At 73.4% G+C, this 23,081-nt stretch carries 20 protein-coding genes; 15 read left to right on the top strand and 5 right to left on the bottom strand.

What is annotated here, in order from left to right:
• Positions 1–11 precede the first annotated feature (11 nt).
• Genes KVF89_RS08680 through KVF89_RS08660 form a run of 5 tightly spaced genes read left to right on the top strand, consistent with a single transcriptional unit; the run spans position 12 to position 6,762 of the window.
• Positions 12–1,124 carry a hypothetical protein gene (locus tag KVF89_RS08680; protein ID WP_257424922.1) on the top strand — a complete coding sequence of 371 codons (1,113 nt, stop codon included), beginning with the start codon at positions 12–14 and terminating at the stop codon, positions 1,122–1,124.
• Positions 1,121–3,550: a serine/threonine-protein kinase gene (locus tag KVF89_RS08675; protein WP_257424919.1), complete on the top strand. Its 2,430-nt coding sequence runs from the start codon at positions 1,121–1,123 to the stop codon at positions 3,548–3,550. The genes KVF89_RS08680 and KVF89_RS08675 overlap by 4 nt, the downstream gene beginning before the upstream one ends.
• A complete protein-coding gene (locus KVF89_RS08670) occupies positions 3,547–4,680 on the top strand; it encodes a PP2C family protein-serine/threonine phosphatase (protein ID WP_257424918.1) in 1,134 nt (377 codons plus the stop codon). The genes KVF89_RS08675 and KVF89_RS08670 overlap by 4 nt, the downstream gene beginning before the upstream one ends.
• Positions 4,673–5,962, top strand: coding sequence for a vWA domain-containing protein (locus tag KVF89_RS08665; RefSeq protein WP_257424917.1), 1,290 nt, complete (start codon positions 4,673–4,675; stop codon positions 5,960–5,962). The genes KVF89_RS08670 and KVF89_RS08665 overlap by 8 nt, the downstream gene beginning before the upstream one ends.
• Complete coding sequence (locus tag KVF89_RS08660) at positions 5,959–6,762, top strand: FHA domain-containing protein (protein ID WP_257424916.1); 804 nt, start codon at positions 5,959–5,961, stop codon at positions 6,760–6,762. The genes KVF89_RS08665 and KVF89_RS08660 overlap by 4 nt, the downstream gene beginning before the upstream one ends.
• Positions 6,763–6,764: 2 nt before the next feature.
• Here KVF89_RS08660 and KVF89_RS08655 read toward each other — a convergent pair whose 3' ends face one another.
• The gene (locus tag KVF89_RS08655; RefSeq protein ID WP_257424915.1) at positions 6,765–7,334 is read right to left on the bottom strand and encodes an O-methyltransferase; all 570 of its coding nucleotides are present in this window, start codon (positions 7,332–7,334) and stop codon (positions 6,765–6,767) included.
• Positions 7,335–7,615: 281 nt separating this feature from the next.
• Here KVF89_RS08655 and KVF89_RS08650 point away from each other — a divergent pair, with 281 nt between their 5' ends.
• The 8 genes from KVF89_RS08650 (at position 7,616) to KVF89_RS08615 (ending at position 17,232) form a co-directional block, all read left to right on the top strand.
• Positions 7,616–7,798, top strand: a complete 183-nt coding sequence (locus tag KVF89_RS08650) for a hypothetical protein (RefSeq protein ID WP_257424914.1) — start codon at positions 7,616–7,618, stop codon at positions 7,796–7,798.
• 10 nt (positions 7,799–7,808) lie between these two features.
• The gene (locus KVF89_RS08645; protein WP_257424913.1) at positions 7,809–8,906 is read left to right on the top strand and encodes a 3-isopropylmalate dehydrogenase; all 1,098 of its coding nucleotides are present in this window, start codon (positions 7,809–7,811) and stop codon (positions 8,904–8,906) included.
• A 167-nt stretch (positions 8,907–9,073) separates the two neighbouring features.
• Positions 9,074–10,153, top strand: a complete 1,080-nt coding sequence (locus KVF89_RS08640; RefSeq protein ID WP_257425269.1) for a branched-chain amino acid aminotransferase — start codon at positions 9,074–9,076, stop codon at positions 10,151–10,153.
• Positions 10,154–10,226: 73 nt separating this feature from the next.
• Positions 10,227–12,209 carry a carboxypeptidase regulatory-like domain-containing protein gene (locus KVF89_RS08635; RefSeq protein WP_257424911.1) on the top strand — a complete coding sequence of 661 codons (1,983 nt, stop codon included), beginning with the start codon at positions 10,227–10,229 and terminating at the stop codon, positions 12,207–12,209.
• A gap of 17 nt (positions 12,210–12,226) precedes the next feature.
• The gene (locus KVF89_RS08630; RefSeq protein ID WP_257424910.1) at positions 12,227–12,628 is read left to right on the top strand and encodes an MmcQ/YjbR family DNA-binding protein; all 402 of its coding nucleotides are present in this window, start codon (positions 12,227–12,229) and stop codon (positions 12,626–12,628) included.
• Positions 12,629–12,637: 9 nt separating this feature from the next.
• Positions 12,638–14,350, top strand: coding sequence for a serine/threonine-protein kinase (locus KVF89_RS08625; protein ID WP_257424909.1), 1,713 nt, complete (start codon positions 12,638–12,640; stop codon positions 14,348–14,350).
• 149 nt (positions 14,351–14,499) lie between these two features.
• Entirely contained in the window at positions 14,500–16,143 is a 1,644-nt protein-coding gene (gene cimA / locus KVF89_RS08620; protein WP_257424908.1) for a citramalate synthase, read from the top strand.
• A gap of 123 nt (positions 16,144–16,266) precedes the next feature.
• A complete protein-coding gene (locus KVF89_RS08615; protein WP_257424907.1) occupies positions 16,267–17,232 on the top strand; it encodes a putative endonuclease domain-containing protein in 966 nt (321 codons plus the stop codon).
• 45 nt (positions 17,233–17,277) lie between these two features.
• Here the strand turns inward: KVF89_RS08615 and KVF89_RS08610 are convergent, their stop codons facing one another.
• Entirely contained in the window at positions 17,278–17,862 is a 585-nt protein-coding gene (locus tag KVF89_RS08610; RefSeq protein WP_257424906.1) for a TetR/AcrR family transcriptional regulator, read from the bottom strand.
• 95 nt (positions 17,863–17,957) lie between these two features.
• On the opposite strand from KVF89_RS08610, the gene KVF89_RS08605 reads away from it, so the two are divergent.
• Complete coding sequence (locus KVF89_RS08605) at positions 17,958–18,515, top strand: NADPH-dependent FMN reductase (protein WP_257424905.1); 558 nt, start codon at positions 17,958–17,960, stop codon at positions 18,513–18,515.
• Positions 18,516–18,534: 19 nt separating this feature from the next.
• The gene (locus tag KVF89_RS08600) at positions 18,535–19,959 is read left to right on the top strand and encodes an amidase (RefSeq protein ID WP_257424903.1); all 1,425 of its coding nucleotides are present in this window, start codon (positions 18,535–18,537) and stop codon (positions 19,957–19,959) included.
• Between the two features lie 3 nt (positions 19,960–19,962).
• Here KVF89_RS08600 and bioD read toward each other — a convergent pair whose 3' ends face one another.
• The 3 genes from bioD to KVF89_RS08585 are packed head-to-tail and all read right to left on the bottom strand — an operon-like array spanning position 19,963 to position 23,080.
• Positions 19,963–20,673, bottom strand: a complete 711-nt coding sequence (bioD, locus tag KVF89_RS08595; RefSeq protein WP_257424901.1) for a dethiobiotin synthase — start codon at positions 20,671–20,673, stop codon at positions 19,963–19,965.
• Positions 20,670–21,800 (bottom strand): 8-amino-7-oxononanoate synthase, encoded by a 1,131-nt coding sequence (locus tag KVF89_RS08590; RefSeq protein WP_257424899.1) that lies wholly within the window; start codon positions 21,798–21,800, stop codon positions 20,670–20,672. Before KVF89_RS08590 ends, bioD begins: the two co-directional genes overlap by 4 nt.
• Positions 21,797–23,080: an adenosylmethionine--8-amino-7-oxononanoate transaminase gene (locus KVF89_RS08585; RefSeq protein ID WP_257424898.1), complete on the bottom strand. Its 1,284-nt coding sequence runs from the start codon at positions 23,078–23,080 to the stop codon at positions 21,797–21,799. The genes KVF89_RS08590 and KVF89_RS08585 overlap by 4 nt, the downstream gene beginning before the upstream one ends.
• Between the last annotated feature and the right edge of the window lies 1 nt (position 23,081).

Raw genomic sequence — 23,081 nt, 5'->3', positions numbered from 1 at the left:
TGCAGGCGACCATGACCACCACCGCGCCGACCGCGCCGGGCAAGCTCGGCGAGGCGCTGGACCCTGCCGCGATCCAGACCTACCTGGGTGAGCTCGACACCTGGCTGCGGGTCCGCCGATCCGAGCTCGACGAGCTCGACCAGGCAGCGCTGGGGGCCGGGCGCGGGGGTGAGCTGGCGGGCGACATGTCGCTGGCGCTGGCGCTGTGGAAGGCGATCTCGGACCGCCACCAGCTGGTCTTCGCGACCTGGGACGGCGGCCGGGTGCTCCAGCAGGAGCGGGAGCGGATCTCGGCGCTGATCTGGGGCCGGCTCGACGGCGCGACCGAGCTGCCGGGCGGGCTGGCGGTGTCGCTGCCCGAGGCGGGGCGGCTCTGCGACGCGCTGACGGGGCAGCTGCGCAACCGGCTGGCGCTGGTGCCGGGCGCGGATGCCTCGGCGGCCCGGATCCGGGAGCTGCGCGCGCAGCTCGAGCGGATCCGCGACCAGGTCGGCCTGGAGCCGGCGCTGACCCGCGACAGCGCCGTCCACCGGCTCGCCGAGCTGATGTCGCGGCTGGAGGTCATCACGGCGAAGGCCGAGCGCGGCGGTGACGTCGGCGGCATGCTCGGCCCGCTGGAGGCCGAGGCCACGACCTTCGAGCGCGACCTGATCGTGGGCAACGCCCGCCGCCGCGACGCCCGCGACCAGGTGATCTCGGCTCGTGAGCTGCGCGCCGACCTGGAGGCGCGCGCGGCGGCGCTGCAGAAGCTGGCGGCGACCTGCGTCGCGACCGTCGATCCCGCGCCCCGCTACGCCGTGCCCGACGTCGACGCGCTCGGCCCGGTGCCGGTCACGCCGGACGCCATCGGTCCCTATCTCGAGCGGCTCGACCGCGTCTCGCAGGCGCTCGAGGTCGCCCAGCACGCCTACGCCGCGGCGCTCGACGAGCACACCCAGCTGCTGGCCCTGCTCGACGCCTACGCCGCCAAGGCGCGGGCGTCCGGGGTCGCCGACCATCCCGACCTCGTCGCGAGCGAGCAGGCCGCGCGTGGTCTGCTCGAGCGGCGCCCGTCCCCACTGGCGATCGCGAAGCAGCTCGTCACGACGTACCAGACCTGGCTGATCAAGGAGACGACAGCATGAGCGCAGGCGCCTGCACCCAACCCGGCTGCACCGGCCAGATCGTCGACGGCTACTGCGACGTCTGCGGCATGCCCGGGGTCTCGACAGGATCGACCGCCTTGTCGCCGACGGCCCCGGCCGCCGCGGCCGTGGGCGACTCCGGCACGGTCAAGGCCCCGATCGCCGCCGCGGTCGCGGGCAACCCGGCCAGCGTGGCGGCCTCGACCTGCCAGCAGCCCGGCTGCACCGGCACCATCCTCGACGGCTACTGCGACGTGTGCGGCACGCCCGCGGTCCCGGGCGCGAGGGTGGCGGAGGCGACCGCGATCGCCGAGTCCCAGCCGCTGTCGGGTCGCGAGGGCACCTCCGCGACCGCCGCCAGCCGGGTCCAGTCCGCCGCGATCGGCTCCAAGCGGGCCGGGGCCGCGGGCAGTACGTCGACCCGGCGTACCCGCACCGGGTCGCAGCGGATGCGGTCCGCCCGGATCGGCGCCGGCCTGACCGTCGTACCTCCCGCGCCGCCGGTCGACGCCGCCAAGGCGATCATGGCCAACCCGCAGGTGCCCGAGGACAAGCGCAGCTGCGCCAAGTGCGGCAATGCGGTCGGACGCAGCATCGACGGCCAGCCCGGGCGCAGCGAGGGCTTCTGCCCCAACTGCGGCCAGCAGTTCTCGTTCACGCCCAAGCTGCAGCAGGGCGACCTCGTCGCCGGCCAGTACGAGGTCGCGGGCGCCCTCGCCCACGGTGGCCTGGGCTGGATCTACCTCGCCCGTGACCGCAACGTCTCCAACCGCTGGGTCGTGCTCAAGGGCCTGCTCAACTCCGGTGACCCCGACGCCCTGGCCGCGGCGATCGCCGAGCAGCAGTTCCTCGCGCAGGTCGAGCACCCGCTGATCGTCGAGATCTACAACTTCGTGACCCACGAAGGCGCCGGCTACATCGTCATGGAGTACGTCGGCGGAAAGTCGCTCAAGCAGATCCTCAAGCAGCGGATGTCCGCCAACAACGGCGTCTACGACCCGCTGCCGGTCGACCAGTCCCTGGCCTACATCCTCGAGCTGCTGCCGGCCTTCCAGTACCTCCACGACCTCGGCCTCGTCTACTGCGACTTCAAGCCCGACAACATGATCCAGGTCGGCGACGCGATGAAGCTGATCGACCTGGGCGGCGTACGCCGCGTCGACGACGAGGAGTCGGCGATCTACGGAACGGTCGGCTACCAGGCGCCCGAGGTCGCCGAGGTGGGCCCGTCGGTGGCCTCCGACATCTACACGATCGGCCGCACCCTGGTCGTGCTGTGCATGGAGTTCCGCGGCTACCAGGGCACCTACCTGCACAGCCTGCCGCCGGTCGACACGACGCCGCTGTTCCAGCAGTACGACTCGCTCTACCAGCTGATCGCGAAGTGCTGCGCGCCCGATCCGGCCGACCGGTTCGCGTCCGTCGACGAGATGCGGACCCAGGTCCTGGGCGTGCTGCGCGAGGTCGTCGCCCGCAGGCGGCAGGGCACGGCGTCGACGTCAGCCGCCTCCGTTCTCTTCGAGTCGCCCGCGACGGCACGGCCGATCACCGAGTGGAGCCAGCTGCCCGACCTGCGCACCGACACCACCGACGCGCAGTACGGCTGGCTGAGCACGATCGCCGACGAGGACCCGAAACAGCGGCTCAAGGACCTCGAGTCCGCGCCCGAGGACACCGCCGAGGTGTGGCTGGCCCGCGCCCGGGCCGCGCTCGACCTCGGCGACCCGGTGCTCGCGAAGACCCACGCGCAGAAGCTCCTCGCCGACGACCCGTGGGAGTGGCGGGCGCTATGGGTCGAGGGCCTGGCCGCGGTCCAGGCCGGGGACTGGGAGACGGCGAAGGCGGCGTTCAACGCGGTCTACCAGCAGGTGCCCGGAGAGCTCGCGCCCAAGCTGGCGCTGGCGTTCGCGTGCGAGCGCGGCGGCCTGCCCGAGGTCGCCGAGGGCCTCTACCTCGTGTGCGCGTCGACCGATGCCGCCTACGTCCCGCCCGCCGCGTTCGGCATGGCCCGGGTCCGGGCGGGGCGCCAGGACATCCCGGGCGCGGTAGCCGCCCTCGACCTGGTGCCGACGACCAGCCGTGGCTACACCGAGAGCCGTCAGCAGCGGGCCGAGGTGCTGCTGTCCGGCAGCTCGCAGGACATCGCCGTGCTCGACCAGGCGATGCGGACCATCGACGCCTCCAGTGTCGACCAGCGGACCCGCCAGCGCTTCACGGTCCGGATCCTCAAGGAGGCGCTGCCGGTGGTCAGCAGCGCGAAGCTGCCTGCCGGCGCCCGGATCGGAGCCGTCGAGGCGACCGAGCCGGGGGTCCGCGACGGTCTCGAGAACGCCCTGCGCATGCTGGCCCGCGACGCCGTCGACCTCAAGGAGCGGGTCGACCTCGTCAACCAGGCCAACGCCGTCCGGAACTGGAGCCTCACGTGAACTGCCCGTCCTGCAACGCCATGCCGGCGCCCGGCGCCCGCTTCTGCGAGAACTGCGGGGCGCAGCTCGGGGACCCGGCCGCCGTGCCCGCGCCGGTGGCGACCGTCCCCGGCGATCATCCGCTCGGCGACGCCCCGATCAGCGCGCCCACCCGCAAGCCGGCCGCTGCCCTGCCCGACCCGCCGACACCCGCCGGCCGACGACCGTGCGCGGAGTGCGGGGGAGAGGTCGGCCCCGACCTCTACTGCCTCGAGTGCGGCACGAAGGCTCCCAGCGAGCGCGACCACTTCCAGGAACAGCCCGCGTCCTGGGTGGCCGGGGTGTGCGACAAGGCGATCCGCAAGAACCGCAACGAGGACGCGATGGCCCTGCTCGCCGGCGCCGAGCCCGGCTCGCGGGCGGTGCTGATCGTCATGGACGGGGTCTCCAACTCCATCGACTCCGACGTCGCCTCGCTGGCCGGTGCCCGGGCCGCGCGCGAGGTGCTGCGGATGCCGCTGCCGGCGGGGATGGGTACGCCGCAGAGCCGCGACGCCGCCGTACGCAAGGTGCTCACCGACGCCGTGGCCGCCGCCAACACGGCGATCGTGGCGGTCACGGACCCCGACTCGCCCAATCCCGCGTCGGCCACCTTCACGGCAGCCGTGCTCGAGGGACGCCGGATCACCTGGGCCAACATCGGCGACTCCCGCTCCTACTGGCTGCCCGACGCCGGCACGCCGGTCCAGCTCACCGTCGACGACTCGGTCGCCCAGGCCCAGATCGCCGCCGGCGTGGCCCGTGAGGTCGCCGAGACCGGGCCGCAGGCCCACGCGATCACGAAGTGGCTGGGCCGCGACTCCGAGGACCAGAAACCGACCGTCGGCTCGCTGGAGGTCGCCGAGAGCGGCTGGCTGCTCGCCTGCTCCGACGGGCTGTGGAACTACGCGTCCGAGCCGGACGCGCTCGCCGCGCAGGTCCGCGCCGCCGACACGCTCGACCCCGCCGCGCTCGCGGTCGCGCTCGTCGCGTTCGCGAACGGCGCCGGCGGGCACGACAACATCACCGCCGCCCTCGCCCGCGTCGACGTGACCGGCCTCGGGCAGAATGACCAGACGCCGACCCCAGGAGGAGAGCCGAGCGATGGCTGAGTTCAACGCCGCCGTCTACCAGAACGAGTTCCTGCCCGATGGCGGGACCGACGTCAACGCGATCGTCACGATCACCTGCCAGGGAGCCGGGACGGCGGGACAGTCCGGAGCAGGCAGTGCCGGCGAGATCATCATCGTCGACACGTCGGGCTCGATGGGCCCGGCCACCATGGCCGCCGCGAAGGAGGGTGCGCAGGCCGCGCTCGCCGAGATCGTCGACGGCACCTACTTCGCCGTGATCGCCGGCGCCGACCGGGCGATGCTCGCCTACCCGCCGGTCTCCAAGGGCCCGGGCATGGTCCAGATGGACGCGCGCGCCCGGCACGAGGCGTCCTCCGCGATCGACAGGTTCGTCGGCAGCGGGGGTACGGCGATCAGCACCTGGCTCGACCTCGCCGGCCAGCTCTTCGCGTCGGTCAGCGCCGTCACCCAGCGCCACGTCCTGCTGCTCACCGACGGGGAGAACCGCGAGCGACCCGGCCGTCTCGACGAGGCGATCAACCGGGCGACCGGCTACTTCCAGGCCGACTGTCGTGGCGCCGGCACCGACTGGCAGGTCGCCGAGATCCGCCGGATCGCGCAGGCGCTGCTCGGCACGGTCGACATCATCCCGAGCCCCGCCGAGATGAAGGCCCAGTTCCAGGAGATCATGCGCAACGCGATGGCCCGCGGCGTCGCCGACGCGTCGCTGCGGGTGTGGACTCCCCAGGGCGCCGAGGTGCTCTTCGTGCGCCAGGTCTCGCCCACCGTCGAGGACCTCACCAACCGTCGGACGCCGGTCAACCCGCTCACGGGCGACTACCCGACCGGCGCGTGGTCCGACGAGTCCCGCGACTACCACGTCGCGGTGCGCGTGCCGGCCAAGGCGATCGGACAGGAGCAGCTCGCCGCCCGCGTCCAGCTCGCCCTGGGCGCCGACGTCGTCACCCAGGGGCTGGTGAAGGCGACCTGGTCCAACAACTCCGAGCTCACCACCCGGATCGACCAGCAGGTCGCGCACTACACCGGTCAGGCCGAGCTCGCCCAGGTGATCCAGGAGGGCCTGGCGGCCAAGGCCGCCGGCGACGAGGCGACCGCGACCACCAAGCTGGGCCGCGCCGTCCAGCTCGCCGCCGAGACCGGCAACGACGAGGCCACCTCCAAGCTGCGCAAGGTCGTCGACGTCGACAACGAGGAGACCGGCACCGTCCGGCTCAAGCGGGCGGTCGAGAAGGCCGACGAGATGGCCCTCGACACCGCGTCGACCAAGACCACGCGGATCCGCAAGGAGCCGACGACATGAGCACCTGCCCGTCCGGGCACGAGTCGGCCTCGGACGACTACTGCGACGTCTGCGGCCTGCCGATCCCGGCCGGTGGCGGCACGCCGGCCACGGACGGCTCCGCCGCTGCCTCGGGGGCGGCCGACGCACCGGCCGCCGAGCCCGCGGCGGCCCCGGCGGCCCAGGCCGCTCCGGCGACCGCGGAGTGCCCCAACTGCCAGGCGACCAACCCGCCCAACGCGCTGTTCTGTGAGGCTTGCGGCTACGACTTCACCACCGGCTCGATGCCGCGCCCGGTCACGCCCTCGGTGCTCGACCTGGGTGTCCCGGCGGGCACCGACGACGCCGGCACGGCAGATGCCCGACGTCCCGACGTCGCCACGCCGGCCGCCGAGGTGTCCCTCGCCCCGCCGTTGGCCGATGCCTGGGTCGCCGAGGTCTGGATCGACCCGGACTGGTACGCCGACCAGGAGTCGACCGATCCGCTGCCGTCCGCCGGCGTGCCCACCGTCGTACCCCTCAAGACGACGTCGATCCTGGTCGGCCGCACCTCCCGCAGCCGCGGCATCCACCCCGACATCGACCTCGGGTCCGACAACGGCATCAGCCGGCGCCACTGCCAGCTGACCACCGACGGCAGTCGTTGGTGGGTCGAGGACCTCGGCTCGTCCAACGGCACCTACCTCGGCTCCGCCGTCGGTGGGCTGCCCACCGACCCGGTGCCCGTGGGAGAGAAGCGCGAGATCGCGCCGGACGCACGGGTCTACCTCGGCGCGTGGACCAGGATCGTGATCCGGAGGGCGCAGCCGAGCGAGGTCTGAGCTCAGCGGCGCGTAGCGATCAGCGCGGACGCGTCGGCGGCGACCATCACCTCGACCGTGGTGAACCGCTCGTCGGTCAGCCACTCCTCACGCAGGGTGTCGACCCGGCCGGACGTGATCGGCGGCCACATCTCGCACGGCACGAAGTCGTCGAGCACCACGATGCCGCCCGGCTCGACGAGGTCGGCGATCTTGTCGACGGCGACGGCCGACGGGTCGCCGGAGTCGAGGAAGAGCAGCGAGAACGGACCCTTGTCCATGAGGGTGGACCAGTCCGCCTCGAGTACGTCGACCAGCGGGTCGTCATCGAAGGTCTCGATCGCGGCGGCGGCGAGCTTCGGGTTCAGCTCCGCGGTGAGGATCCTGGCCTTGTCGTTGCGGACGCCGGAGCGCAACCACGCGGTGCCGACACCGCAGCCGGTGCCGAACTCGGCCATCGTGCCCTCGCGGGTCGCGGCGAGGGCGGCGAGCAGCCGCCCGGTCTCGTTGCGGCAGAACGACACGTAGCCGGCACGACGGGATGCGTCGAAAGCGCGGTGGACCACGTCGGGCAGCTCGGGAGGCGCGCTCATGCCCCGAGTGTCACCCGTCGGGTCAAGGGCCGGACGACGGGTCTCGACATGCGACACGACCGCATCGTGGACGGAAGTCGAGACAGCGGCCGCGCCGCGGCGTAGAGTCTCTTCCATCATGCGGAGCGCCCTTCTCGTAATCGTGCGCCGCGGCGAGGCCTGAGAGAGGCCACCTCGCCGCGGTGACTGCGGCGATCCCCTGATTCCGCGCGGGCCCCTCGGACCACCACCCCGGCCCGCCGCAGATCGTCTCGACGGGTCCCGTCACACGGAGACCAGCCATGTCCAGCACCGCCACCAGCGTCCGTCGTACCAATCCGACCGGGTACGCCACCTTGACCGCCGACGACTCGGAGTGGGGTCCTGCGCGCCACGACCCGGAGCAGCCCTCGCACCGAGAGGCGCCGGGCTTCTTGCGGACTGACCTGCGAGACGGCGACGAAGCCCGACCCGACGACAACTAGGTTTTGCCCCATGACCGACTCCTCCGCTGCAGCCCCCGTCACCACCGGCCAGGTCGCGCTCGGCGTCATCCCCGGCGACGGGATCGGGCCCGAGGTGACCGCCGAGGCCCTCAAGGTGCTCGAGGTCGCCGCACCGGCGGACCTGAAGTTCGCGCAGACCCAGTACGACCTCGGCGCCGAGCGCTACCTGCGCACCGGCGAGGTGCTGCCGGACAGTGTGCTGGAGGAGATCCGCGACCAGGACGCCCTGCTGCTCGGCGCGGTCGGCGGCAAGCCCAACGACCCGAACCTGCCCCCGGGCATCCTCGAGCGCGGCCTGCTGCTCAAGCTCCGCTTCGAGCTCGACCACTACGTCAACCTGCGCCCCTCGCGCATCTACCCGGGCTCGGTGTCGCCGCTGTCCGACGAGGTGCTGGGCAAGGGCGAGGTCGACTTCGTCGTCGTGCGCGAGGGCACCGAGGGGCCCTACACCGGCAACGGCGGCGCGCTGCGCGTCGGTACGCCGGCCGAGGTCGCCACCGAGGTCTCGGTCAACACCGCCTACGGCGTCGAGCGGGTCGTCCGTGACGCCTTCGAGCGGGCCAGCAAGCGTCCCCGCAAGAAGCTCACCCTGGTCCACAAGACCAATGTGCTCGTCCATGCCGGCCAGGTCTGGTGGCGCCTGTTCCAGCAGGTGGCCGAGGAGTACCCGGACGTCACCACTGACTACAGCCACATCGACGCGGTGATGATCTACCTGACGACCGACCCGCAGCGCTTCGACGTCATCGTGACCGACAACCTGTTCGGCGACATCGTGACCGACCTCGCCGCCGCCATCAGCGGTGGCATCGGGCTCGCGGCCTCCGGCAACGTCAACCCGGACCGGACCGCGCCCTCCATGTTCGAGCCCGTGCACGGCTCGGCCCCCGACATCGCCGGTCAGCTCATCGCCGACCCGACCGCCGCGATCCTGTCCGGCGCACTCCTGCTCGACCACCTCGGTCACCCCGAGGCGGCGGCGAAGGTCGAGGCGGCGGTGCTCGCCGACCTCGAGGCGCGCGACCCGGGCCAGCAGCGGAGCACGCCCGAGGTGGGCGACGCGATCGCCGCGCGAGTAGCCGGGTAGTCGCTTCGCGACCCGGTCGCTGAGCGACCGGAAGGAGCTCGCTTCGCTCGCCGCTCCTTCATTCCGGAGAACCAGGCTCGCTTCGCTCGCGGTTCCCCGGGCTCGGCTCGCAAGCTCGCCGAGCGGCCGACTGTCGACCCGCGTTAACGAGGACTAACCTGATGACCATGCAGATCACGACCACGCTGTCCGCGAACCCCACGGACGACGCCCGCCTGGCGGAGATCCTGGCCAACCCCGGCTTCGGCACGCACTTCTCCGACCACATGCTCACCGTCGAGTGGACGCCGGAGCAGGGGTGGCACGACGCGCGCATCACGCCGTACGGACCGATCACCCTCGACCCCGCGGCGGCCGTCCTGCACTACGCGCAGGAGACCTTCGAGGGCATGAAGGCCTACCGCCACGACGACGACTCGCTGTGGCTCTTCCGGCCCGAGGCCAACGCCGAGCGGATGGCACGGTCCAGCCACCGGCTGGCGCTGCCCGTGCTGGAGGTCCCCGACTTCATCCAGGCCGTCGAGGAGCTGGTGAAGGTCGACGCGCGCTTCGTCCCGGGCAACGCCGACGGCGGCGAGCAGAGTCTCTACCTGCGCCCGTTCATGTTCGCCTCGGAGAAGTTCCTCGGCGTCCGACCGGCCCAGCACGTCACCTTCATGGTGATCGCCAGCCCGGCCGGCGCGTACTTCAAGGGCGGCATCAAGCCGATCACGCTGTGGCTGACCGAGGAGTACACCCGCGCCGGTCGCGGCGGGATGGGCGCGGCCAAGACGGGCGGCAACTACGCCTCGTCCCTCGTCGCCCAGCAGGAGGCCTCCGCCGAGGGTTGTGACCAGGTGGTCTTCCTCGACGCCCAGGAGGGCAGGTACGTCGAGGAGCTCGGCGGGATGAACATGTACTTCGTCTTCGACGACGGCTCCATCGTCACCCCGGAGACCGGCACCATCCTCGAGGGCATCACCCGCTCCTCGATCATCGAGCTCGCCGGCAAGATGGGCCACCAGGTCACCGAGCGGCGATTCGGCATCGACGAGTGGCGCGACGGCGTCGCCAGCGGCCGGATCACCGAGATCTTCGCCTGCGGCACCGCCGCGGTGGTCACCCCGGTCGGTTCGCTGAAGTATGCCGGCGGCGAGACTCCCGCCCCGGCCGGCCAGGACCTCACCATGCGGATCCGCGAGGCGCTCGTCGACGTCCAGCTCGGCCGCGCCGAGGACACCTTCGGCTGGATGCACCGCGTCTCCTGAGTCCAGGTGAAGCACCCGGGACCTAGGTCCCGGGTGCTTCACATGGCACCGCAAGCCGGGGCAGGATGGCCCCATGACTTGGTGGAGGGTCTCGGGGACCGCCGTCGTCGGATCACTGCTGCTGCTCGCGGGAGGACTGGTCACGCCCGCCGCGGCGATGACCGACACCTGGGCCGCCTGGACCGCGCCCACGGGGGCATCGAACGCCTACACCGCGACCATGCGGCAGCAGGCGACGGGCTTCCCGGAGGCGACGATGGCCAGCGACTCGCGGGCCAACGTCCAGCTCCCGTCGGGTGCCTCGACGTTCCTCGGGGCGAGCACCGCACCGGGCGCGAAGTACGGATCCAGCAAGGACCAGCCCTACGTCGTGCTGCGGCCGAAGGCGGACACGGCCACGATGCCGTCCACCACGACGTACTCCTTCGAGAACCCGACACCCGAGACCGGCTGGGCCTTCGTGCTCGGTGACATCGACGCCGACGCGGTACGGGTGAGCGCGACCGATGCCGCCGGCGAGCCGGTGCCGGCGGCGCGGGTCGACACGTGGTTCCAGGGGAGGTTCAACCACGCGGGCGGCACGGACCTGCCCACCTGGGACAGTGGCTCGAGCACGCTGACCGGCAACGCCGGAGCGATCGACACCGACGGCGCGTCCGGCTGGTTCGAGCCCGATCTGCCGCTGACCAGCCTCACCTTCACGTTCACGCGGCGCGCGGGCTTCCCCGTCTACCAGACCTGGTTCGTCAGCCGGGCCCGCCCGATCGGCGGCACCGTCGCGGTGACCTCCGGGACCTGTCCGGTCCAGGACAGCATGCTGACCCTCGTGTCGCCGTACGGCGAGGAGCTGGCCACGACCCGGCCGGCACCCGACGGCAGCTACTCCTTCGGAGAGTTCGCCACCCAGTCGGGCTACACCGTGCTGCTCGACGCCCCGGACACGTGCGCGGTCGTCGGTCCGGTCCAGCGTGCGGTGTCCAACGTCGGCAACGACGGCGACCCTCCGTCGCGGGCGGACTTCGACCTGCGCGAGATCATCCCCTACCCGATCAGCGGCACGGTCCGCGATGACGACGACAACCCGGTCGCCGGCGTCCAGGTCACCCTGACCCGACCTGGCGGCGGCACCGTCACCACCACGACCACCGCGGACGGCGGCTACCTCTTCGACGACAACCTGGTCGGCGACGACTACAGCATCGCGATCGGCGTGCCCGACGGCTATGCACCCGGGCCCGCCGGCACGACCCGCACCGGCGTCGACGTCGTCGACGCGGCCGTCACCGGCCAGGACTTCGTCGTGGTCGCCCTGCCGTCGATCGCGGGCACCGTCACCGGTGGCGGGCACGGCCTGGGCGGCGTCCAGGTGACGATCACGCCGTCCGGCGGCGGGGCGCCCGTCACGGCGGTCACCGGCGGCGACGGCCGCTACGTCGTCCCCGGCCTGGTGCCGGGCGACTACACGATCACGATCGAGGCACGCCCCGGCTACACCGGTACGACGACGCGGTCGGTCACCGTCGCCACCGACGATGTCGTCGGTCAGGACTTCGCCCTGGGTCGGCCCGGTGCCGTCGGCGGCCAGGTCACGCAGCAGGGGAGCGGAGCGCCCCGGGCGGGCGTCACGGTCACGGTGGACGGCCCGGGCGGTGCCCGCACGCTGGCCACCGACGCCGAGGGCGGCTACTACACCGACGGCCTCGCCCCGGGCAGCTACACGATCCGGGTCACCGCTCCCGACGGCAGCGACATCGTGGGCGTGGCCCAGCGCACCGTGACGATCACCGCGGCCGGGGAGATCGTCGGCGGACAGGACTTCGTGCTCGCGGCTCAGCCGCCCGTGACACCCACCCCGACACCCACCCCGACGTCGCAGCCTGCGGGCGACGGCGGGTCGGGCGGATCCGGGTCGGGCGGATCCGGGTCGGGCGGCGGCAGCGGTGCGGCCCTGCCCGACACGGGCGGACCGGACCTGGTGTGGCTGGCCGTCGGCGGCACGATGCTGGTGGCGGGCCTCGGCCTGCTCGCCCGGTCCCGTCGGCGCCCCGTCGGCTGACGACCCATACTGGCTCCATGGCGCACCCGATCGTGTTCAGCGACGACGATCCGGGGCTCCGCGAGCTCCGGGAGATCTGCCTGGCCCTACCCGGCGCCGAGGAGCGGATCAGCCACGGCCGGCCGACCTTCCGGGCCGGCAAGATCTTCGCGGCCTTCGGCGGCTCGGAGAAGCTGAGCCCCGGCAACCACCGGATGGTGCCGAGCGCCTTCATCTTCACCCCCGACGGCGTCGACCTGCCGGCCATCGACGAGGACGCCCGGTTCTTCGTGCCCGCCTACTACGGACCGTACGGCGGCCGCGCGATCGATCTCGCCGATCCGGGCGTCGACTGGGCGGAGATCGCCGAGCTCGTCGACGCGTCGTACCGGCGCGTCGCCCCGAAGCGCCTGATCGCCGAGCTCGACGCTCGCGGGTAGCCTCGCGGTGTGACGATCCGGCCCGAGAGCAGTGCGCCCACCCAGGTGGGGCGCTACGCGCTGCTGACCAGGCTCGGCGAGGGCGGGATGGGCATCGTCCACCTCGCCCAGGGCCCGGACGGGCAGCGCGTAGCGCTCAAGGTGCTGCGCCCGCAGGTCGTCGGCGACCAGGAGGCGCGGCACCGGCTCGCCCGTGAGGTCGGCTCGCTGACCCGGGTGCGCAGCCCCTGGGTGGCGGAGATGCTCGACGCCGACCCGTGGGCCGAGGTGCCCTATGTCGTCACCCGGTACGTGCCGGGGCTCTCGCTGCACGGCCATGTCGCGGCCGAGGGCCCGATCGCCGGACGCGACCTGCTCTGGCTGGCGGGCTGCCTCGCGGAGGGCCTGGCCGCGGTCCACGGCGCCGGCGTCCTGCACCGCGACGTCAAGCCGGGCAACGTCTTGATGGAGGGCCGCACCCCGATCCTCATCGACTTCGGGCTCGCCCGGGTCGCCGACGACATCCGGCTCACCCAGACCGGCTGGCTGCTCGGCACCCCGGGCTATCTCGCCCCCGAGATCCTGTACGGCGACGAGGCGACTCCCGCCGCCGACGTGCATGCCTGGGCCGCGACCGTCGCGTACGCCGCGAGCGGCCGGGCGCCGTACGGCCGCGGTCCGGCGATGGCCGTGATGGATCGCACCCGCCGCGGCCAGCACGACCTCACCGGCATCGAGAGCCCCCTGGCCGAGGTCCTCGCCGCCGCCCTGGATCCCGAGCCGCTCGAGCGACCGCTGCTCGAGGAGCTGCTGGCCTGGCTGCGCCCCCTCAGCACCCGACCCGAGCTGCCTCCCGTCCCGCCCCCGAGCGCGCGCGTCCCCCCGTCCCCGGTGGTGGACGACGTCACCCTGCCGCTCGCGCTGGCCGGGCAGGGGAGCGGCCCGGTCGCTCCCGGTCCGGTGACGCCTCCCACCGTGCCGGACCCGGCCGCGCCCGGCACCCGGGCACTGCCGACCGAGGTCGGCCCGCCGACCTCGCTGCCACCGATGCCCGCTCCGCCGCTCCAGTCGGTGCCTCCGCTCCCTCCGCTGCCCCCGCCGCCCGCCGCGGCGATGACCCGGATGGAGGAGCAGTTCGACCAGGAATGGGATCCCGAGCACCCCTTCGCCCCGCAGCCGCGCCCCCCGCTCGCCGAGCGGATCCGGCGCTGGGTCGCCGTGGGCCTCGGCGCCGTGGCACTCGGGGCGGGCTTCGCGGCGGCGCCGTGGGTCGCGACCGCGGTGGTCGTGCTCGCGGTCTGGCTGCTGCGCGCCGGGTCCCTGGCGACCTCGGCGGTCGCCGACCGGCGCACCGTCCGGGGCGCGAAGTGGTACGACGGCCTGCGCTGGCTCACCACCAGTCCCTGGCACCTGATCCGCGGTGTGACCGGCACCGTCGTGCTGGTCACCTGGAGCGCCGGGCTGGGCGTCGCGGCCGGGCTGCTGGGCTACGCGCTCCAGCTCGACGTCCCGACCACGCTGCTGGCCTGCGGCGCGACCCTCGGTCTCGCGCTGTGGTCGGGGCCGGGGAGCACCCGCTTCCGCCTGCCGATCTCGCGGGTCCTCGACCCCCTGGCCCGCCGCCCGGTGCCGTGGCTGCTGGCCTGCGCGGTGCTGCTGGCGGTGGCCGGTGGCCTGGGCGCGCTCGCCGCGGGCAACGGGGTCAGCTGGACGCCCTGGTCCAGCGGGCCGTTCGGACTCTGAGACGTGCGTCTCGCCATCCGTGGCAGACTAGGGCGCGTGACCACGCTCACCACCATCATTACCTAGCGCGTCTGACCCGTCAGACGCGCCAGCCTCCTGTGCTCCGGGAGGCTTTTGTTTTGCCCGGACCCATCACGCGAGAGATCCCGATGACCCAGCAGCGCGACCTCCCCCTGGACCTGCACGGCTCCTTCCACGTCTACGACACCACCCTGCGCGACGGCATGCAGCAGGAGGGGCTCAACCCCACGGTGGCCGACAAGCTCGCCATCGCGCGGCACCTGGACGGACTGGGCGTGGGGTTCATCGAGGGCGGCTGGCCGGGGGCGAACCCGAAGGACACCGAATTCTTCCGGCGCGCGGCCGAGGAGCTGGACCTCAAGCACGCGCGCCTCACGGCCTTCGGCTCCACGCGGCGCGCCGGCCGGCTGGCCGCCGACGACCCGCAGGTCGCGGCGCTGCGCGACAGCGGTGCGGGTGTCGTGACCCTGGTCGCCAAGTCGCACGTCGGTCACGTCGAGAAGGCGCTGCGGACCACGCCCGAGGAGAACCTCGCGATGATCCGCGACACCGTCGGCCACCTGCGGGCCGAGGGTCAGCAGGTCTTCCTCGACGCCGAGCACTTCTTCGACGGCTACCGCCTCGACCGGTCCTACGCGCTCGAGGTGCTGCGGACGGCGTACGACGCCGGCGCCGAGGTGGTCGCGCTCTGCGACACGAACGGCGGGATGCTGCCGGGGTGGGTCTCCGACGTGGTGCACGACGTGGTCGAGAGTGCCCAGGTCCGGGTCGGCATCCACTGCCACAACGACACCGGTCTGGCCGTCGCCAACACGCTGGCCGCCGTCGACGCCGGCGCGACGCACGTGCAGGGCTGCATCAACGGCTACGGCGAGCGCACCGGCAATGCCGACCTGATCAATGTCGTCGCCAACCTCGAGCTCAAGCTCGACCGCCAGGTGCTCCCGCCGGGCCTGCTGCGTGAGGCGACCCGGATCGCCCACGCGGTCGCGGAGGTCACCAACGTCCCGCCGGCCGCCCGGCAGCCGTACGTCGGTGCGTCGGCCTTCGCCCACAAGGCCGGCCTGCACGCCAGCGCGATCAAGGTCGACCCGGACCTCTACCAGCACATGGATCCGGCGGGTGTCGGCAACGACATGCGACTGCTGGTCTCCGACATGGCCGGTCGCGCGACCATCGAGCTCAAGGGCAGGGAGCTCGGCTTCGATCTGTCCGACAACCCGGAGCTGGTCACCCGGGTCACCGGCCGGGTCAAGGAGCTGGAGTCCCGCGGCTACACCTTCGAGGCGGCGGACGCCTCCTTCGAGCTGCTGCTCGCCGAGGAGGTGGACGGGCAGCGCCCGTCGTACTTCGACGTCGAGAGCTGGCGGGTGATCACCGAGACCCTCACCCACGCTCTAGGAATGACACGGGCGGGCGAGGAGGCCGTCGACGGCGCAGTTTCCGAGGCGACCGTGAAGCTCGCGGCCGCCGGTGTCCGGTACGTCGTGACGGGCGAGGGCAACGGCCCCGTCAACGCCCTGGACCAGGCGCTGCGCTCGGCGATCTCGCAGGCCTACCCGGAGATCGCGCAGTTCGAGCTGATCGACTTCAAGGTCCGCATCCTCGACCAGGGACACGGCACGGACGCGATCACGCGGGTGCTGATCGAGACCACCGACGGGGCCTCGCCGTGGGTGACCGTCGGTGTCGGCGCCAACGTCATCGAGGCCTCGTGGGAGGCGCTCGCCGACAGCCTCACCTACGGTCTGCTGCGTCACCACCGGAGCTGATACCTGCCCTCGGCCCGCACCTGCTGCGGGCGGAGGGCAGGTCGAGCGCCTCACCGGCTGGGTTGTCCACAGGTACGCCGGCATTCACTGGAGCCGAGCGCTCGTCGGTGCCAGCATGCGGCCATGCCACGCCACCTCGACTTCTCCGATCCGGCACTCCAGGTCATCCTGCGCCGCGAGCAGAACGGCGTGGTCGCCCGCGGGCAGCTCCTCGGCCTCGGCGGCACCGATCACGACATCGCCCGGATGACCCGGCGCCGTGAGCTGCGCCAGGTCGAGCCCGGCGTGTACGTCGACCACACCGGTGTCCTGACCAGGCGCCAGCGCGAGTGGGTGGCCCTGTTCGCGTACGCCCCGGCCGCGCTGTCCCACGAGTCCGCGATGCCGGGCGGCGAGCCGCCGATGATCCATGTGTGCGTCGGTCCCGACCGCACCCTGCGCCCGATCGCCGGGGTGGTGGTCCACCGCAGCGCGCATCTGGCGTCCCGGGTCGACTGGCGCCGGCGTCCGCCCCGGATGGTGCCGCCGCACGCGACGATCGACGTGCTGGAGGCCCGGATCCGGGCGGACGACGTCGCGGGCGCGTACGCCGCCCTCACCCGGGCCTGCTTCACCCGCGAGGTCGTGCCCCGCACGCTGCGGGCCGCCCTCGCCGACCGGGTCAAGGTCACCCGCCGCGCCCTCGTCGCCGGCATGATCGACGATCTTGAGCAGGGTGCCTGCTCGGTGCTCGAGCGCGGCTACCTCCATCAGGTCGAACGTGCCCACGGCCTGCCGGGTGGTCGGCGCCAGCACACCAGCCACGCCACGGGGAGCCGGACCGAGCAGGACCTCCGGATCGAGGAGTTCGGCGTCGTGGTCGAGCTCGACGGCCGCGCGTACCACGACGGTGCCCGAGCCCGCGACAACGACGCCCGGCGCGATCTGGCGGAGGTCGCGGCCAGCGACGCCATCACCCTCCGGGTCACCTACGGCCTGGTGTTCGACGATCCGTGCCGGACCGCGCTCTGGGTCGCCCGGGTGCTCCAGCGCCGGGGCTGGACCGGAGCGCTCCGGCGCTGCCCCCGCTGTCCGGGGAAGGGCGCCTGACCTGCCCTCGGCCCGCACCAGGTGCGGGCTGAGGGCAGGTGACGGTCACACCACGCGGCGGACCAGGTCGGCCCACCCGGCGAGGACCTGCTCCTCGCTCATCCCGCCGTGGTCGATCTGCTGGCGCAGCACCGGCACGCCGAGCGGGGCGACCAGAGCGGTCGCGAGGTAGGCCAGGTCACCCTGGACGCCGAGCTGCGCGAGCAGCATCCGCACGTGCAGCGACACGAAGCCGAGCACGGCGTAGTTCTCACCCCAGGTGCTGCCCGCCGCTTCGATCAGCGTGGCCTGCTCACGGTGGTGGCGCAGCCGGGAGGCACCGAAGGCGAGCAGCCGCTCCATCGGCGGCGCGCCCGGACCGAGCGGCGCCGGGCCGCTGATCACGCTCGCCTGCCACTCCTCCTCCCGGTGGTTGAGGAGCGAGGCCATCAGCCCCTCGCGGCTTCCGAAGCGACGGAACACGGTGCCCTTGCCGACGCCGGCCCGGGCCGCGACGGCGTCGGTGGTGAGGTCGTCCACGCCGCAGCGCTCGATCAGCTCCGCGGCCGCCCGGAGCAGCGCCTCCCGGTTGCGCGCCGCGTCGGCGCGCACGGCGGGCGCGGCCGTCAGCAGCGGGAGGTTCTTGGACATGGTGCGCCCAGCGTAGGAGGCGCCACCGACCCTGGACGACGAAAACTGTCGCGAGCGCGGGGAATGAAAGCGGACCACAGTCCGTTTCGCCTCTCATGACTGACATCCAGAACACCCACGTCGCCGTGCTCGTCGGAAGCCTCCGGGCCGGCTCCGTCAACCGCAAGATCGCCGAGATCCTGCGCGACGAGGCGCCCGCCGGAGTCACGCTCGACATCGTCGACGGCCTCGACCAGATCCCGTTCTACAACGAGGACATCGACGGCGCGGACGCTCCCGCGACCGCGGTCGCCCTGCGCGACCGGGTCGCCTCGGCCGACCGGGTGCTGGCGGTGACCCCCGAGTACAACGGCACCATGCCGGCCGTCCTCAACAACGCCATCGACTGGCTGTCCCGCCCGTACGGCGCCGGCGCGATCGTCGGCAAGCCGTTCGGCGTCCTCGGCGCCACCCCGACGCCGTACGGCGGCAAGTGGGCCCACGGCGACACCGCCCGCTCCGCCGGCATCGCCGGCGCGGTCGTGGTGGAGGACGTCACGGTCTCGCAGTCCGCGATCGACGTCGACCCCACCACCGACGCCGAGGTCCGCGCCAAGCTGTTCGCCGCCCTCGCCCGCCTCGCCGAGTTCACCCCCACCGTCACCGCCGCCTGAGGCGGGCTAGCCTCGGGGCGTGGCCGAACTCCACGACCTGACCGCCCTGGAGCAGGGGGCGCTGATCCGCACCGGTGAGATCAGCCCCGTCGAGCTCACCGAGCACTACCTCGAACGCGCCGTGCGTCTCCCTCGGGAGTACGTCGACGGCGCGTTCGTCTTCCGCGACCCGGATGCCGCGCGGCAGCGGGCACGGGAGGTCTCGGCCGTCGGGCCGGTGGGGGAGGGCGCGTCGCCGCTGGCCGGCGTACCGACCGCCATCAAGGACCTGAACCTGACCCGCGGCGTCCCCACCGCCTTCGGGTCGTCGGCGTTCGCCGGCTATGTCCCCGAGGTCTCCGACGGCGTCACCCTCGCGATCGAGGACGCGGGGATGATCAGCCTGGGGAAGACCAGCACGCCGGAGTTCGGCTCGCCCTGCTACACCGAGCCGGAGGGACGTCCGCCGGCGGTCACGCCCTGGGACACCACCCGGATGGCGGGCGGCTCGTCAGGCGGGGCGGCCGCGGCGGTCGCCGCCGGGCTGATCCCGGTCGCCCAGGGCTCCGACGGTGGCGGCTCGATCCGGATCCCCGCGTCCTGCTGCGGCCTGGTCGGGCTCAAGCCGACCCGCGGCCGGATCAGCGGGTTCCCCATGTACGGCGACCCGGTCGGCCTCGCGGTCGCGGGCCCGATCGCCCGCAGCGTGGCCGACGCCGCCGCGCTGCTCGACGTGCTCGCCGGCCGCCGCGCGGGCGACCCCGCCTGGGCGCCGGACCCGTCCGGCACGTTCCTGTCCGCGGCGGGCCGCGAGCCCGGCCGGCTGCGCATCGCCTGCTTCGACACGCCGGTGATCGCGGACGTCGACGTGCATCCCGACGTCCAGCGCGCGTACGACGCCACGACCCGTCTGCTCGCGTCACTCGGCCACGCGGTCGAGGACGTGCCCGTCCCGCTGCCGCCGGAGGCCGTGGGCGTCTTCGAGACCTGCTGGGCGGTCCTGACCGCGCTGTCCACGGTGCCGCTGGATCCCGCGCAGCGCCAGCAGCTCCGGCCGCTCACCCGCTGGCTGGGCGAGCGCGGCGAGGCCGTGTCGGGACCGGAGTTCGGTCTGGCGATCGGAGCGATGCGCCGCTACGCGGCAGATGCGCTGGTCGCGCTGGCGCCGTACGACATCGTGCTCACGCCGACGCTCGCCACCCCGCCGCTCCTCGTCGGGGCGCTGCGCGACGACGCGGACCCGGCTGCCGACTTCGAGGCCCAGAAGCGGTTCACCCCGTGGACCTCGGCGTGGAACGTCACCGGCATGCCGGCCATCTCGCTACCGCTCCACCAGAGCCCCGAGGGCCTTCCGATCGGCATGATGCTCGCCGCCCGCCCCGCCGAGGAGGAGCTGCTCCTCTCCCTCGCCGCCCAGGTCGAGGCCGCCGCCCCGTGGCACGACCGCCGACCGCCGCTCTGGTGACGTTCAGGCGAACCAGGTGGGGGCGGCGGTGCGGAAGTCGCCCGGAGCGAGCGAGCCCGCGCCGTCGGGAAGGACCGCGAGGACCGGTACGCCGGTGACGCGGGGGAGGTCCGTGCGGTTGCAGGTCTCGGCGACGCCCGGAGTCTCCGGCCAGGAGCCGATGACCAGGCCGGCCGGCTCGATCTGGACAGCGCGCAGCGCGGTGACGGTGAGCTCGGTGTGGTTGAGGGTGCCGAGACCCGCACGGCACACGATGACCACCTCCACCGGGGATCCGTGCGGGCCGCGCAGGGCGAACGTCAGGTCGCGGGCGAGGTCGAGGAGCGTGCCGCCCTCGCCGTCGAGGCGCACCAGCAGCCCCCCGGCGCCCTCGACGATCACGAGGTCGTACGCCGGCAGCAGCTTGCGGATCCGGGCGACGTGCTCGCGCACGGGCGGGATCGCCACGCCCTGACGGCGGGCGGCCGTGTCGGGGGCGAGCGGCTCGTCGAGCGTCACGAGCTCGAGCACGTCCACGCCGGTCAGCGTGGCGACGGTCGCGGCGTCGTGGGGATCCGGATCGGCGCCGCCGACGCCGGTCTGCACCGGCTTCACGACGAGCACCCGCTCGCCGGCGGCGCGTGCGCGGGCGGCGAGGGCGGCGGTGGCGATCGTCTTGCCGACCCCGGTGTCCGTCCCGGTCACCACGGTCACGCGCGGCGCGGCGGCGGTCACTGGTGCTCCTTCACGAGGGCGTCGAGGACCTCGACCGCGCGAGCCCAGTCGTCGTCGGAGACGCCGGCGGTGACCGTGATCCGCAGCCGCGAGATGCCGTCGGGGACCGACGGCGGGCGGAAGCAGCCGACGCGCAGCCCGGCCTCCAGGGCCGCGGCCTGGGCGGCGACCGCCGCCCGGGGCGACGACATCGGGACGGAGAGGACCGCTCCGGCCGGGGCGACGACGCCGAGGGTGTCGGCCAGCGCGGCGACCCGATGCCGCACGAGGGCGCCCAGCCCGGGACGTTCGCGGATCGCCCGCAGCGCGGCGAGGGCTCCCGCCGTCGGGGCCGGCGCGAGTCCGGTGTCGAAGATGAACGGCCGGGCCCGGTTGACCAGGTGCTCGCGCAGCGCGACCGGGCCGAGGACGGCGCCGCCCTGCGCGCCCAGCGACTTCGACAGGGTCGCCGTCACCACGACGTGGGGGAGGCCGGCGAGTCCCGAGTTCGCGACCAGTCCCGGTCCGTGCACGCCCACGCCGTGTGCCTCGTCGACGACCAGCAGCGCGTCGTACTCCGCGCAGAGCGCGGCCAGCTCGACGAGTGGCGCCGCGTCGCCGAGCACGGAGTAGACCGACTCGACCAGGACCATCGCCCGCTCGTCGGCGGCCGCCGCCGCGACCAGGCCGGAGCGCACGGCCTCGACGTCGCTGTGGGGCATGACGCTCAGCCGCGCCCGCGAGAGCCGGACGGCGTCGACCAGGGACGCATGGATGTGGGCGTCCGACAGCACGCGGGTCGTGCGGTCGGCGAGGGCGGTCACGACAGCGAGATTCGCGTGGTAGCCGGTCGAGAGCACCAGCGCCGCAGGCTGCCGGAGGTACGCCGCCAGCTCGGTCTCGAGCTCGTCGTGGAGCGTCAACGTGCCGGTGACCAGGCGCGACGCACTCGCGCTCGAGCCCCAGCGCAACGCGGCCTCGGCGGCCGCCCGCCGGACCGTGGCGTCCCGCGCCAGCCCGAGGTAGTCGTTGCCCGCGAGATCGATCGTCGTGTCGTCGACGGTGCGCGAACGCAGCCGGCGGGTCAGCCCCGCGGCCTCCCGCGCCGCCGCCTCGTCGGCCAGCCAGCTCTCCCAGGTGGTGCTCATCCGGCGCTCACCGCCGCGCCCATGCCGGCGACCAGCCGGTCGAGCGCATCGGCTCCCGCGACGTAGGGCGGCATCGCGTAGACCAGGTCGCGGAAGGGCCGCAGCCACACCCCCGCGGCCAGCGCGGCCTCGGTGGCCGCGACGACGTCGACGTCGTGGTCGAGCTTGACCACGCCCACCGCGCCGATGGTCCGGACGTCGACCACCCCCGGCGCCGAGCGCAACGGGGCGAGCCCCGAGGCCAGCCGCTCGCCGATCGCGCCGACCCGCCCCGTCCAGTCGCCGGAGAGCAGCAGGTCGATCGACGCGCTGGCCACCGCGCACGCGAGCGGGTTGCCCATGAAGGTCGGTCCGTGCATGAGGACGCCGGACTCGCTCGCCGAGATCCCGCGCGCCACCTCGTCGGTGGTCAGCACGGCCGCCAGGGTGAGGTACCCACCGGTCAGCGCCTTGCCCAGGCACAGGACGTCCGGCGTGACCAGCTCGCTGGCGAACAGGTGCCCGGTGCGGCCGAAGCCGGTCGCGATCTCGTCGAACACCAGGAGCAGCCCGTGCTCGTCGGCGATCTCGCGGAGGACCCGTAGGCACGCCACCGGGTAGGGCCACATCCCGCCCGCACCCTGGAGCAGCGGTTCCACGACGATGCCCGCGAGCTCGGGTGCGTGCCGCGCGGCGAGCGCGTGCAGCGCGGCCGCCCAGGAGGCGATGTCGGCCGCGTCCGCGTCGTGCGCCGGCGGCCGGGGGCCGAAGACCTGGTCGGGCAGCAGGCCCGCCCACATCGCGTGCATCCCACCGACCGGGTCGGTGACGGACATGCAGTCGAAGGTGTCGCCGTGGTAGCCGCCGAGGACGGTGAGCATCCGCGTGCGCTCGGGGCGTCCGCGCCCGCGCTGGCACTGGAGCACCATCTTCAGGGCGACCTCGACGGACACCGAGCCGGAGTCGGCGAGGAAGACCCTCTTCAGCGGCTCCGGGGTGATCGAGACCAGTCGCCGGCCCAGCTCCACGGCCGGCTCGTGGGTGAGACCGCCGAACATCACGTGGCTGAACCGTGCCGCCTGCTCGACGAGGGCCGAGTCGAGGGCCGGGTGCCGGTAGCCGTGGATCGCCGACCACCACGACGACATCGCGTCGACCACCCAGGTGCCGTCGATCTCCAGCTCGCAGCCCCGCGCGCCGGTGACCAGGTGCACCGGCGCCGGCTCGGTCATCGAGGTGTAGGGATGCCAGAGGTGCGCGCGGTCGAAGGCGAGCAGGTCCTGGTCGAGGAGGGCGGTCATG

Origin of the sequence: Nocardioides carbamazepini (assembly GCF_024614185.1) — a bacterium.
GTDB lineage: Bacteria > Actinomycetota > Actinomycetes > Propionibacteriales > Nocardioidaceae > Nocardioides > Nocardioides carbamazepini.
The sequence above is the reverse complement of the archived record's forward strand: the minus strand, read 5'-3'. Positions and strand labels throughout refer to the sequence as shown.